14 protein-coding genes are annotated in these 12,079 nt (G+C 61.5%); 3 read left to right on the forward strand and 11 right to left on the reverse strand.

What is annotated here, in order from left to right; genetic code table 11:
* Positions 1-7: 7 nt before the first annotated feature.
* Positions 8-565 carry a dihydrofolate reductase family protein gene (locus ACS5Q0_RS25305; protein ID WP_473129418.1) on the reverse strand — a complete coding sequence of 186 codons (558 nt, stop codon included), beginning with the start codon at positions 563-565 and terminating at the stop codon, positions 8-10.
* A 151-nt stretch (positions 566-716) separates the two neighbouring features.
* Positions 717-1,751, reverse strand: a complete 1,035-nt coding sequence (locus tag ACS5Q0_RS25310; protein ID WP_473129419.1) for an aldo/keto reductase — start codon at positions 1,749-1,751, stop codon at positions 717-719.
* Between the two features lie 371 nt (positions 1,752-2,122).
* On the opposite strand from ACS5Q0_RS25310, the gene ACS5Q0_RS25315 reads away from it, so the two are divergent.
* The 3 genes from ACS5Q0_RS25315 (at position 2,123) to ACS5Q0_RS25325 (ending at position 4,897) form a co-directional block, all read left to right on the forward strand.
* Entirely contained in the window at positions 2,123-2,284 is a 162-nt protein-coding gene (locus ACS5Q0_RS25315; RefSeq protein WP_473129420.1) for a DUF1059 domain-containing protein, read from the forward strand.
* A gap of 289 nt (positions 2,285-2,573) precedes the next feature.
* Positions 2,574-4,667 carry a carbon starvation CstA family protein gene (locus tag ACS5Q0_RS25320; protein ID WP_473129421.1) on the forward strand — a complete coding sequence of 698 codons (2,094 nt, stop codon included), beginning with the start codon at positions 2,574-2,576 and terminating at the stop codon, positions 4,665-4,667.
* A gap of 11 nt (positions 4,668-4,678) precedes the next feature.
* Positions 4,679-4,897 carry a YbdD/YjiX family protein gene (locus ACS5Q0_RS25325; RefSeq protein ID WP_473129422.1) on the forward strand — a complete coding sequence of 73 codons (219 nt, stop codon included), beginning with the start codon at positions 4,679-4,681 and terminating at the stop codon, positions 4,895-4,897.
* A 364-nt stretch (positions 4,898-5,261) separates the two neighbouring features.
* On the opposite strand, the gene ACS5Q0_RS25330 is transcribed toward ACS5Q0_RS25325, so the two are convergent.
* The 9 genes from ACS5Q0_RS25330 to ACS5Q0_RS25370 form a co-directional block, all read right to left on the reverse strand.
* Complete coding sequence (locus ACS5Q0_RS25330; protein WP_473129423.1) at positions 5,262-6,257, reverse strand: aminotransferase class IV; 996 nt, start codon at positions 6,255-6,257, stop codon at positions 5,262-5,264.
* A gap of 246 nt (positions 6,258-6,503) precedes the next feature.
* A complete protein-coding gene (locus ACS5Q0_RS25335) occupies positions 6,504-7,367 on the reverse strand; it encodes a LysR family transcriptional regulator (RefSeq protein WP_473129424.1) in 864 nt (287 codons plus the stop codon).
* 387 nt (positions 7,368-7,754) lie between these two features.
* Positions 7,755-7,979: a DUF2391 family protein gene (locus ACS5Q0_RS25340; RefSeq protein WP_473129431.1), complete on the reverse strand. Its 225-nt coding sequence runs from the start codon at positions 7,977-7,979 to the stop codon at positions 7,755-7,757.
* A 226-nt stretch (positions 7,980-8,205) separates the two neighbouring features.
* On the reverse strand, positions 8,206-8,733 hold the full coding sequence (locus ACS5Q0_RS25345; protein WP_473129425.1) for a plastocyanin/azurin family copper-binding protein: 528 nt from the start codon (positions 8,731-8,733) through the stop codon (positions 8,206-8,208).
* Positions 8,733-9,152, reverse strand: coding sequence for a DUF5602 domain-containing protein (locus ACS5Q0_RS25350; protein WP_473129426.1), 420 nt, complete (start codon positions 9,150-9,152; stop codon positions 8,733-8,735). The genes ACS5Q0_RS25345 and ACS5Q0_RS25350 overlap by 1 nt, the downstream gene beginning before the upstream one ends.
* 139 nt (positions 9,153-9,291) lie before the next feature.
* Complete coding sequence (locus ACS5Q0_RS25355) at positions 9,292-9,984, reverse strand: CBS domain-containing protein (protein WP_473129427.1); 693 nt, start codon at positions 9,982-9,984, stop codon at positions 9,292-9,294.
* Between the two features lie 131 nt (positions 9,985-10,115).
* Entirely contained in the window at positions 10,116-10,520 is a 405-nt protein-coding gene (locus ACS5Q0_RS25360) for a DUF488 domain-containing protein (protein WP_473129428.1), read from the reverse strand.
* 159 nt (positions 10,521-10,679) lie between these two features.
* Positions 10,680-11,012, reverse strand: coding sequence for a carboxymuconolactone decarboxylase family protein (locus tag ACS5Q0_RS25365; RefSeq protein ID WP_473129429.1), 333 nt, complete (start codon positions 11,010-11,012; stop codon positions 10,680-10,682).
* Between the two features lie 2 nt (positions 11,013-11,014).
* On the reverse strand, positions 11,015-11,458 hold the full coding sequence (locus ACS5Q0_RS25370; RefSeq protein ID WP_473129430.1) for a hypothetical protein: 444 nt from the start codon (positions 11,456-11,458) through the stop codon (positions 11,015-11,017).
* Positions 11,459-12,079 lie beyond the last annotated feature (621 nt).

Genomic DNA, 12,079 nt, shown 5'->3' on the forward strand with positions numbered 1-12,079 from the left:
CTCGAAGTCAGCGTTCGCGCCGGTAGTGCATGGCGACCGCGCCATTGCGGAGCGGCTTCGCCGAGACCAGCTCGAGCCGTCGCGCGCTGGATAGCCCGCCCTGGTACAGGGTCGGGCCGTGGCCAGCGATCCTTGGATGGACGAGGAGCTTGTACTCGTCGATCAGATCCAGCCGGTCCAGCTCGGTCGCGAGTTTGCCGCTACCGAGGAGCACGCCCGCCGGAGTCGCGTCCTTGAGCCTCTGCACGCCTGTTCGCAGGTCGTCGGCGATGTGGTGGCTGTTGGTCCACGGGAAGTCCTTTCGCGTCGACGACACCACGTATTTCGGCTTGGCCTCCAGCTTGACCGCCCATTCGCGTATCGCCGGCGGCGCGTCCACGTCGCCGCGAGCGACCGCCGGCCAGTAGCTCTCCATCATCTCGTAGGTGATGCGGCCCCACAGCATCGCACCGCCCTCGTCCATAAGGCGGGTGAAGAACGCGTGCGTCTCGTCTTCAGCGATTCCTTCCTGGTGGTCGACGCAGCCGTCCAGGGTGACGTTTATGCTGAAGGTCAATAGTCCCATGTGGCGAGCCTATGCCATACGCTCGAAAAGACCTAGGGCTATTGCTCGCGGTCGGAGTTCAACTTTCGCTGCGGGTTGGAAACGGGGATTCGTTGCAATAGTTCGATACGTCCGAGATCTATTGGCGATCGCACGACGGTCGCCGCCGAAGTCATCTATCGATGCGGACGTTCATAGAGGCCGTGCGGGGAGAGCGCCCTTCAAGAGGATAGGCAGGGTCGTTATATCCGGGTGTAGAGGGGTGACCTGAAGCGACGAGCCTGTCGACCAAGGCTTCGTCCTCAGCCGTGAATCGATAGTCGAGAGCACCTACGTAGTCGTCCCACTGCTCCTCGGTGCGAGGACCGCCAATCACTGCCGTGACAAAGCGGTTGTTCAGCACCCAGGCCACAGCGAATTGGCCCGCCGTGATTCCGCGACCTTCGGCATGGTGCTTGATCTCTTGGGCGATGTGCAGGGACTCCTGACGCCACTCGGTCTGCATCATCCGGGTGTCCCGCCGACCAGCCCGGCTCGTTTCGGGCGGTGGCGCACCGGGGCTGTATTTTCCGGTCAGGACGCCGCGGGCTAGGGGTGAGTACGGCACCACGCCAAGACCATAATAGTCGCAGGCCGGCAGGTGCTCGACCTCGGGCATCCGGTTCATCGCGTTGTAGTAGGGTTGACTCACCACAGGCCGGTCAATTCCGAGTTCATCGCACAGGCGACAAATCTCGGCCACGCGCCAAGCCCGGTGATTGGAGACCCCAAAGTACCGGATCTTCCCCTGCCGCACGAGGTCGCCCATGGCCCGAACGGTTTCCGCTAGAGGCGTCGTATGATCTTCCTTATGGAGGTAGTAGATGTCGATCCAGTCCGTTCCGAGCCGACGTAAACTTGCTTCGGCGGCCTCAATGATGTGTTTGCGTGAGAGTCCTCTGTCGTTGGGACCCGGTCCAGTGGGATTGGAAACTTTGGTGGCGAGAATCCAGGAGGAACGCTTGAGAGCGATTGCGTGCCCAGTGACCTCTTCGGATCGACCATCGTTGTACATGTCAGCCGTGTCGATGAAGTTGACCCCAGCCTCGTGGGCCTTGTTGATAATCCGCGAGGACAGCGCCTCGTCCGTCTGACCGCCGAACATCATTGTGCCCAGGCAAATCGGCGAGACCTTCAGGCCAGAGCGGCCCAGGTTGCGGTACTCCATGGTGAAACTCCCCCTATGTCGAAGTGGACTACACCGCCTTCTGAGCACTTTTACAAGGAGGGCATAAGGGATTATGGGACACTCAGGTATGAATCTGCTTCAAGAGTCGCCCGTGCGACACGATGACGTTGACGTCGAATAGGACTGCTCTCAAGCGCTTTATACCGGTCCCACAAAACCTCATGCTCACCTAGTCATCCCGGGGCTGCGCCGGCCCTCAGACGTGCCGCGTGCCGTGGTAACGCGCGAACGTGATCTGGCCCGAGGAGCCCGAGCACGATGACCTCGTATCTATCGGGGGCTAGCTCCTGGGACCGCCATGCTCGGCGAGCCAACCGGCATGCCAGGCTCGGCAAGGTCCTTTCCTCGGGGTGATTGCCGACCTGATCCGGGAGGACGCCACGGGACGCAGGTTCATCGACTGCCGTGCCTTCCCGGGCGAGATGTACTGCTCGATCACCGTCATCGCCGACACCGAGACCGATTTTCTGGACGCGTCCGTGCAGCATGCGGTGGCGGTGCACGGCCACTAGGGCGCGCTGGAGCTACCCACCCAGCTCCGCGGCGCCTGACAATCCGGTTCAGCCAGATGCGGCTGGGCGACGGCTGATCGCTCATCGTCGGCCTTCCAGCGTGCTCCTGCTCTGGCCCGCCGGAGGGTTGCCGTCGCGGGCTCCGCGCAAGTGCATCCGGGCTTTGGCGAGCGTAACCGGAGAGGGCATGCGCCACCTGCTGCCAAGTTACGAACTCCGGCTGTCCATCGGCGTTGGTGGGAAATATCGCTGAAGGTCAGCCCGTCAGCGTCTTTTGAAGGACACGGCCATGACCGGAGCCGTTCGCTCCCACCTTGTGTGGGTTCTGGTGGGCATCCTCGGCGCCTTCGCCGTGGCGCTGATTGCCATCGAGCGCGGCGAGCACGTCAACGCGCTTTGGATCGTGGTGGCCGCGGTTGCCACCTACCTGATCGCCTATCGCTACTACTCACTTTTCATCGCCCGGCGCGTGATGCAGCTCGATCCGGATCGCGCCACCCCGGCGGTCCGGCATAATGACGGGCTCGACTACGTGCCCACCAACCGCTACGTGCTGTTCGGCCACCACTTTGCCGCCATCGCCGGGGCGGGCCCGCTTGTCGGACCCGTGCTCGCCGCCCAGATGGGCTACCTGCCCAGCGTCATGTGGATCCTCGCTGGCGTGGTGCTCGCCGGCGCGGTGCAGGACTTCATGGTGCTGTTCGTCTCGATGCGCCGTGACGGCCGCTCCCTCGGTGAGCTGATCCGGGCCGAGCTCGGGCCGGTGCCGGGCGTCATCGCGCTGTTCGGCACCTTCACGATCATGGTCATCATCCTGGCCGTGCTTGCCCTGATCGTCGTCAAGGCGCTGGCTGAGAGCCCGTGGGGGGCCTTCACGGTCGCCGCCACGATCCCGATTGCGATCTTCATGGGGCTTTATCTGCATTACGTCCGGCCCGGCGCCATCGGCGAGGTCTCGGGGATCGGCTTCGTACTGCTCATGCTCGCCATCATCTTTGGTCAGACTGTCGCCGAGAGCCCGACCTGGGGGCCGGCCTTCACCTTCACCGGCACCCAGCTCTGCTGGATTCTGATCGGATATGGGTTCGTCGCCTCGATCCTGCCGGTCTGGCTGCTCCTGGCGCCGCGCGACTATCTCTCGACCTTCCTCAAGATTGGGGCCATTGCGGCGCTAGCGCTCGGCATCGTGGTGGTGGCGCCGGACCTGAGGATGCCGGCGCTGACCCGCTTCGTCGACGGCACCGGTCCGGTCTGGTCCGGCTCCCTATTCCCGTTCCTGTTCATCACCATCGCCTGTGGGGCTGTGTCGGGCTTCCATGCTCTGATCTCGTCTGGCACGACGCCGAAGCTCATCGACAACGAGGTCAACGCCCGCCTCATCGGCTATGGCGGAATGCTGATGGAGTCATTTGTGGCCATCATGGCCCTGGTGGCGGCCAGCATCATCGAGCCGGGCATCTACTTCACGATGAACAGTCCTGGCGCGCAGATCGGCACCACCGCCGAGACCGCCGCAGCGAAGATTACCGAATGGGGCTTCCCGGTCACGCCGCAACAGATTGAGGAAACCGCGAAAGACGTCGGCGAGCACACCGTCATCTCCCGCACCGGCGGCGCGCCCACACTCGCCGTAGGCATGGCACACATCTTCTCCAACCTCATCGGCGGGAAGGCGATGATGGCCTTCTGGTATCACTTCGCGATCCTGTTCGAGGCACTATTCATCCTCACCGCCGTGGACGCCGGCACGCGCGCGGGTCGGTTCATGCTGCAGGACCTGCTTGGCTTCTTCATGCCCAGGTTCCGTGACACGGCCTCCTGGGGATCGAGCATCGCTGCCACAGCCCTGTGCGTCGGCGCCTGGGGCTACTTCTTGTACCAGGGAGTGACGGATCCGCTGGGCGGGGTTAACACGCTGTGGCCTCTGTTCGGGATCTCGAACCAGATGCTAGCCGCCGTCGCCCTTGTGCTGTGCACGGTGGTGATCTTCCGGATGAAACGGGAGCGCTATGCCTGGGTAACGGTCCTGCCGGCGGCATGGCTGGTCGTGTGCACACTGACCGCAGGCCTGCAGAAGATCCTCCATCCCGATCCAGCCATCGGCTTCCTGTCGCACGCCAGCCGGTTCTCGGACGCGCTCGCCCGGGGTGAGGTGCTCGCACCCGCCCGGGATCCGGGCCAGATGAGCCAGGTCATCTGGAACGACCGGATTGATGCCGCACTGTCAGTTCTGTTCGTGCTCGTGGTGGTGAGTATCGTCTACTACGGGTTCCAGTCCTGCCTTGAGGCTTACCGAGCCGACCGCTGGACCGCCCGGGAGGCTCCGGCCACAAGAGATCTATTGGAAGAGGATGCTGCCGCCGCGTTCTCCGCCATGCGCTGAGGAGAGACTTCATGCCGGACACTAGTCTCAGCGAGCGCTGGAGCGGGTTCGCCAAATGCCTGTGCCAAGGGGCCCGCCTGATGGTGGGTATGCCTGACTATGACACCTATGTTGACCACATGCGGCGGGCACATCCTGACCGGCCGGTCATGAGCTACGCGGAGTTCTTCCATGAGCGCCAGAACGCCCGCTACGGGGCTGCGGGTGGGAGCGGCCTCCGCTGCTGTTGACCAGCTTCGATTGGGATAGCGCGCCGTTGGTCGCAAAAGGCCCGCTTTGCCAGCAGAGCGTGTCAGCCGGGCACGCCAACGTTCACACATCACGGCGCTGCCAGGTTGACTTGAGAATGCGCAACTTCTGCCGGGACAGCTACCAAGCCAGTCCCAATCAACCCAGGAGCGTTGTCCCGTCCAGGCAGAAGCCGTGGCTGCAGGCCAGGGCTCGGCGTAAACTGCTGAGAGATGGTGCGGCATTCCTCAGCAGTGACCCACCTGGCGCAGATCGCTGCCGTCCCGATGCGGACCAGCAACACCCACCCGTGACCGACCCCACTGGAGATCCGGCCGCCTTTTCCTAAGTCACCGCGGCATCGCCTCAGCGCAGTGCACCCGAGGAGACGGAATAGATGACCGTTGTCGCATATCTCGGGTCTGTGTGAAGCATCCAGTATCGGTCCTGGATCTGCCTTGTTGTCGGCCCGGGTTTCCCGTCCGCCAGCGATTGACCATCCACGCGCGTGATCGGCATAATCCCGCCCGCCGTACTGGTCGCAAAAGCCTCCTGCGCATGGCGCAGTTCATCCGCGGGGAGGGGGCGTTCCTCAAGGATCAACCCCATTTCCTCGGCGATCTCCAATACTGTCCTCCGCGTCACTCCCTTGAGAATCCCTCTGTCGGGTGTGACCAGCCGCCCATCCGTGAGCGCGAACACGTTGAAACCTGGACCTTCGACGACATGCCCGGTTCTGTCAGTGAGCACGACCGTTTCGCCGCCCCGGTCGTAGGCTTCGAACAGGCCGGAGACCAGATCGAGCCAGTGATAGTTCTTCACCGTCGGGTCGACCGCCTCGGGCGCAATCCGTTGTGTGGTTCCAATAGTTAGATTGAGCCCCTCTTGCTGCTGGTCTGGGGTTGCAATCCAGACGAAGGGCACTGCAAAGGCATAGAAGCGATTTTCCGCGTCCCGTGGATCGCGAGAGCCTGGACGAGGGATACCACGCGTGCAGACCATCTCGACATAGGCGTCTTGGAGGCCTGAAAGGCGGACACATTCGAAAAGGATGTCTCTGATCTCACTGCGGTTCAAGGTAAGGCTCATGCGCAGGCGCGCCATGCCACGCTCGAACCGATCAAGATGATCCTCAAGCCGGAAGAAGGCACCTTGCCAGACGTGTGCTACATCGTAGGTCGCATCTGAGTGAAGAAAGCCCCAGTCCAGAATCGGCACGCAGGCTTCGGCGATAGGCACGAACTTGCCGGCAACATAAGCTGCGCCAGAGGCAAAGTGGCTCAGGTCCGGCCTCGGTTCGAAAGGACGCGTCTGCGGGGAGGATTTAGCCATCGAGCTACCAATCAGCAGGGGATATCGCATTAGGGAGAGATACTTCCCTCGCTTCGTCAAGGGAAAACTCCCGGCGGAGGAGAGCATGAGGTTTCGTGGGGCAGGTACGAAGCGCTTAAAGGCAACCCCATTCGACGCCAACATGTTGTGAGGGCGGCTCTTGCAACAGACCCATGACTGAGTGCCCCACAATTCCTTATGCCCTCCGTGGAGGAACACAGCCGACCTTAAGACAGGAGTACGGGTTTTATAGTGTTCCTATTTCTTGTCGGGCCCCTAAGCGCTTTTGTGTGGTTCGCCATTCGCACGTGCAATGCAATGCAGTCCGTCCAAGACAGGCCCGACAACCTCCGTATCGGTATTGACGGAATGCACGACGTAGACCGGGTAAGAAAATTGAGGCATCCCGGAGACGAGGTGAAGCCGTCCAGAAGCTATATAAGGTTGAACCGCGCTCATCCTGAAGTAACCCGATCCGCCAGCTGAAAGAACATAGCTCAGTGCGAGCGGACCAAAATCCATGAAGAGATCTGGGGTGAGATCGGGAAAGTTCAGGCCATGGTGAAGCACGAACTCAGGTCCCCAATCCATGTGCACGTAGTCGATCCCATCCTCAAGCCGGGCTTCCGGATGGCTCGTCACGAGCACGAGTTTTTCTTCCATCAGCAAGTCGATTGCCAAGCCCGGTAGATGCTGGGGGGCATACATGATCGCGACATCGACAAACCCGGATGCCACTTGCTGGATCAGATCCTTCGGGACATCCACGTGAACGTGGAGGCTGATATCGGAGAGTGAATGGCGGATCCATCGAACCCAATCGAGGAGAAGCGGCTGCCATAGACTGACCTCGCTGCCGACAGTCAGCGCGGCACGGCGCCCGGGCGGCACCGCAACCTGCTGGAGCGTGCGCTGCCACAGCTGGACGAACATCGGCGCGTGGCGAAGGAACTGCTCACCGGCAGGTGTCAATGAGGCCCCACCTTTGTGGCGAACGAAAAGCTGCCGCCCCAGCTGTTGCTCCAGGATTCGGATGCGTGCGCTCACGGTCGTTTGCCCGACATTCAAGCGCTCCGAAGCCCGCATGAAGCTCCCGGTCGAAACGATTTCAAGAAACGTTCGAGCGAGTTCAATATCCATGGATCATAGAACACGGAAAATGTGCTGAAATGTCAATGAAACTAAAATCACGATAAATTGGCCTAACGACGCCGCTAAATCAATGGCGCTGATTCTCGGAAGGCAGAGGAGAAAGTTCGCGTCCTTATCGAGAACCGGGGCGCGACGTCTCCCGGCCCACATGAAATATCGATGATGCGTTCCTGTCGCACCATGGGGCGATGACAATACTCCACTCGGCTGGGGAGGCCCCAGGGCGGCTGACATCACGCATCGGGCAGGAGTTCCGTTCTCAGCCGGGGGCTGAAGCGGCCTCAAGTCAAAGACGATTGTAAGGCGAGTCCCGGCCACCTGAGAGAAGGACGTCAGCAACCCGGTCTCACGCCTCCTCATTTGCTCATTTCCATCTCAGACCGCTTCAGCCCGAATGGCCCGCCCAGTCATTAGGGCTCGGCGAAGCCCGTGGCGCGCACGATCAGTGTGGCGGCATGCGGGCTCCGGGAGCAGCAGCCGGCCGCGGCCCACGGCAAAGCCCAGCGACCACGTCTCCATGGTCATCAGCAGTGGGATCCCGAAGATGGCCGCGCCGCCGAAGGCGCGGGCCAATCCAATGGCGTAGCGTTCGCTGGTCACTCGTACCGTGCCCAAGGGTCATGACAAGGTCAAAGAAATGCACACCGGCCCAGATCAGCAGCTGGGCAACGAGCTTCCAGGCGACGGCATCGCTATGCCGGCGAGAATGGCCTTTCCATAAGCAACCGAACGGATCATGGGCCCTCATTAATACCTAGCAGGCCTTGGTAGATGACCTGTGGATGGGGCGGAGCCAGGAAGATTCCCGCTGGTGCAGGATCACCCCCTATGTGCGCCTGACGATACCCCGGCGCATGATCTCATCGACAGGCGGGAAGGCCTGGAGTGCAATTTCCGGGATCGGCTCCCCGCCAGCCGTCTGAGCCGAAACGCTGGCAGCTGGCGGCCGGCCGGGTTGACCGACAATGACTCGCCCCACCATGCCGGCGTGCTCATGCGGGATACAAAAGAAGTCGTAAATACCCTCTATATGGAGCATGACTGAGAACGTCTCGTTCGGCAGCAGGTAGTCCGAATTCCAGGGCTCAGCCCGTTCGGGGATACGCAGCGGATGTTCGAAATTCGTCGGATGATAGGCGGTGGCCGTATGGGAGTTGCCAGGATCCAGATTGATCCAGCGAATAGTCTGGCCGGGCTCAAGGCGCAAGCCGATTGGATCGAACCACACATGCGAGCCGTCCGTGTTGCCTTGCATCCGGATCTCGACCGCCTCAGCGGCAATCGGCTGGCGGGGCGATGCCAGGCCGGCGAGGAGGCCCCCGCCGATCCGCAGGATCTGCCGACGCGAGACCATCACTTCGCCGCCACGCGATTCTCATCAGCCTTCGGCACGTGCCACAGAACGACGTGGGCGTGAGGCTTCTCAACGCCCGGATGCCCCGCATTGAAGTAGACGTCAACATGATCAACCTTGCCGCCGGGTGCCGCGAGATCATCGAAACGCTTGTCCTTGTTCGACAGGTCCTCGATGGGCAGCATGTAGACCGTGCTGACGAGACGCCCCTCCCGATCATAGGCCAGGAATGGACCGGCCGGCAGGGTCTTGGGATCGACATAGAGCTGGCCGAGACCCGGCAGGAACTCGGGCAGCTTCACGAGTTCGCTCACCTTCTTGTAGGCGCCGCTTGGCGGCGCCTTTTCGACCTGATCGGCGGCTACTGCCGGCATGGCAAGTGCGGCAGTAAGAGCGACGGCGGCAAAGCGGGCAAGCATGGGATCCTCCATGGGGACAGCTGAGAACGCTGGTTGCGCAACGCATCGGATGGTGGGCCGATCAAAAGGTTCCCGCCGCACTGAAGCCCTGGGACAAATCCGACTGTGTCGAGCAGCGGGGCGAGCCTTGTCCGCGCACTCAGAAGACGTAGGAGGCGGGTGGTACTATTGAGAAGTGATCCTCCACCGCCGTCACGCCGGCCTGGTTCTCCGCCGCGAGGCGGATGGCGTGTCGCTCTTCCTCTGATTGGACAATACCGAACAGGTGAACGACGCCATTTTCGACAACGATGTTCTTCGACAGGAGATAGGCCCAGGGCTGGTCTTCGAGTTCCTCGTTCAGCCGCTCCCGGATGATGCGGTCGGCAACGTTCATCGGCTTCGATACGTCAGCGGTCGCCAGCACCTGAAGCAGGTTGCTTCTGGTCACAATGCCCGCGAGCTTCCCATCCCGCAACACAGGGACACGCTTGATCCGATGCTGCTCCAGCGCGCGGGCCGTGTTGGCGACCGACGTGGCCTCCAGGACCGTGACCACGTCTTTCGTCATGATGTCGCTGGCGGTCCGGCCATGTGATTTGGCGTAGTGCTGAGCCAGCACCATGGGGCCGCCGAGGAATGTCTGCCACCAGGATCGGCGCTGCTCGCCGACCAACTGGGCATGCCCGATCAGATCGCCTTCGCTGACAATGCCGAGCAGCCGCTCCCTGTCGTCGACCACCGGAACCCCGCTGATATGATGGTCGCACAGCAGCTTGGCGATCTCATGGATTGACGTCTCGGGCCTGACCGTGACGACCGCTCTCGTCATGACATCCGCAGCGGTGAGCATCCCTGCCTCCTCTGGGTATGCGCTGACGAGGGGCTTGTGAAGATATGCCGGTCATCGGCGCCATTGGTCGATAAGCACAAGGGTACGCTTGGACGGGTTATGTGACAAACGAATAGCTTTGCCTGTTCAAGTCACTTTTTTTGCACTTTGGTTGTCTCTTGATTCACCCTGCCGTGCAGGATGAGGTTCCTGAGGGCGATGGCGTCGTTGTGCCTCTCGTCACGGGCGGAAAACACGAGGGTGATCCGGCCCTTGCGGGCGCGGGCCCGCAACTCCTCCAACAGATCTTGGTGTTCATGCACCTCGGCGGCGTACCGGCGGCAGAACTCGTGCCATCGTCCAGGGTCATGGCCAAACCAGCGACGCAGTTCGGTGCTGGGTGCGATGTCCTTCATCCATTCATTGAGGGCAAGCGCGTCCTTGGAGATCCCGCGGGGCCACAGACGGTCGACGAGAATGCGAGCGCCGTCATCGGCAGCAGGCGGCTCATAAGCCCGCTTCAGCCCCACATTGTCTTCTGGAACCTTTGTGCCCATTGGAATGCTCCAAGTGCCGGTCATCGGCGGCAGCCGGCAGGACCGGATCACCTCTCCGGGTGCGACGCTCAGGGAGCACAGGTCGCCCTCAAGGGTGATGGCGAGCGCCGGAACGTCCGGTGCCTGGCCGCCTACTCTAATCGCCCTGTCGCGTCCTGCCTAGCGATCTTCGGACAAGGAAGCGATCATGAGGCTGGCGTGAGCAAAGGCTCCGCCGGCCCGCATCTCGGCGGCCACCCAGACCGCCTCCATCAGCTCCTCCGCCGTGGCGCCGGCGCGCTGAGCGGCCCTGGTGTGCCCCTGGATGCAATAGGGACATTGGGTGACATGTGCGGCCGCAACGGCAATCAGCTGCTTCGTCTTGCTGTCCAGGACACCGTCGGCGAATACCCGGCGGCTGAACGCGTCGAAGGCGGCATGCACGTCGGGGGCAAGATCCCGGCGCCTGCGCGCCAGCTCAGGTGACGGTTGCGGGTATAGCGTGACAGTCATAATCATTTCCTCACGACATGGAGATCAGAGTCGTTGATCTGGCCCGGCAGGGGCGACACCCGGCTATCGGGAGGCATCTTAACCTCGGTCCCAACTCTCACTTGAACCGACGCAATTCGGATCTCGGATGGTTGCCCAGACACTTCTTGCAGGGAGGCATTGCCGCTCGCCCGAATGTCGTCGACGGCCTCTGCCGCGCTACTTTGGCGGGTCTTTGGCTGAATGCCTGACGCGTTGACAAGCTGAAAGAGGTAGAAGCCATTCAATTGAATGCTTGCTTGCGCCGCGTCATGGTTGAAGCCCACTGATCTGATGACGCTCTCCTCGACCCTGCCGACAAAATCCCATACCGGACCCGTGATAAAGGATGGCACCGGTCGGTCTTCTGGGACCGCGCAGATGAGTTCGTCCCGATCAGCGCGGCAGAACAAGTTATAAAGTCGCACGGCTAATCTCCCACGGCCTTACAATTCTAAAACGTAAGAATGAACCAGCCGGTCAGCGCAACAGCTGAAGCCACAAGGCTGATGGCCTGCCATCGTGCCTCAGTATTGGTGGCGGTCATTGCAATGGAGCGCGCGGTCCTAACCCTTTGCATCGCCGTATCCTCCAGCTCGCCCTGGCCCCATCGACAGATGCAGTCGGCATCAACTGCCAAATGGGTCTCTCAGGGACACAGATGAGCGTCTGCTCGGCGCGGCGGTGTGACAAGCGAATTCTTTTGACATCTCCAAGCGGAAAATCTGCATTGTCGTAGATTCCATTAGGGCACACACAGCAGTCCAAGATGAAGCCGCAGCCAGCAAATTTTCTGAAGATACACAGCAATAAAATTCATTCGCGGGAACTGTTCTGGTGTTCGAACGTGGTTCTGTCTTGGGAGCCTCCTGCCATGCCCGACAGTGTTAAGCCGCTTGTAGATCATGTGCAGAGCCACGGTCACTCGACGTTCTGGCGGCGCTGGTTCTACTCCACGAACCACAAGGACATCGGCACCCTCTACCTCATCTTCGGCTTCACGGCGGGCATCGTCGGCGGCCTTCTGTCGATTGCCATGCGCCTGGAAC

This window comes from Microvirga sp. HS2 (assembly GCF_055792805.1).

What these genes read in the sequence shown, in the direction of transcription:
- ACS5Q0_RS25305 (WP_473129418.1), bottom strand. Translation starts at nt 565, where the DNA reads ATGGGACTATTGACCTTCAGCATAAACGTCACCCTGGACGGCTGCGTC.
- ACS5Q0_RS25310 (WP_473129419.1), bottom strand. Translation starts at nt 1,751, where the DNA reads ATGGAGTACCGCAACCTGGGCCGCTCTGGCCTGAAGGTCTCGCCGATT.
- ACS5Q0_RS25320 (WP_473129421.1), top strand. Translation starts at nt 2,574, where the DNA reads ATGACCGGAGCCGTTCGCTCCCACCTTGTGTGGGTTCTGGTGGGCATC.
- ACS5Q0_RS25325 (WP_473129422.1), top strand. Translation starts at nt 4,679, where the DNA reads ATGCCGGACACTAGTCTCAGCGAGCGCTGGAGCGGGTTCGCCAAATGC.
- ACS5Q0_RS25330 (WP_473129423.1), bottom strand. Translation starts at nt 6,257, where the DNA reads ATGCGATATCCCCTGCTGATTGGTAGCTCGATGGCTAAATCCTCCCCG.
- ACS5Q0_RS25335 (WP_473129424.1), bottom strand. Translation starts at nt 7,367, where the DNA reads ATGGATATTGAACTCGCTCGAACGTTTCTTGAAATCGTTTCGACCGGG.
- ACS5Q0_RS25345 (WP_473129425.1), bottom strand. Translation starts at nt 8,733, where the DNA reads ATGGTCTCGCGTCGGCAGATCCTGCGGATCGGCGGGGGCCTCCTCGCC.
- ACS5Q0_RS25350 (WP_473129426.1), bottom strand. Translation starts at nt 9,152, where the DNA reads ATGCTTGCCCGCTTTGCCGCCGTCGCTCTTACTGCCGCACTTGCCATG.
- ACS5Q0_RS25355 (WP_473129427.1), bottom strand. Translation starts at nt 9,984, where the DNA reads ATGCTCACCGCTGCGGATGTCATGACGAGAGCGGTCGTCACGGTCAGG.
- ACS5Q0_RS25360 (WP_473129428.1), bottom strand. Translation starts at nt 10,520, where the DNA reads ATGGGCACAAAGGTTCCAGAAGACAATGTGGGGCTGAAGCGGGCTTAT.
- ACS5Q0_RS25365 (WP_473129429.1), bottom strand. Translation starts at nt 11,012, where the DNA reads ATGACTGTCACGCTATACCCGCAACCGTCACCTGAGCTGGCGCGCAGG.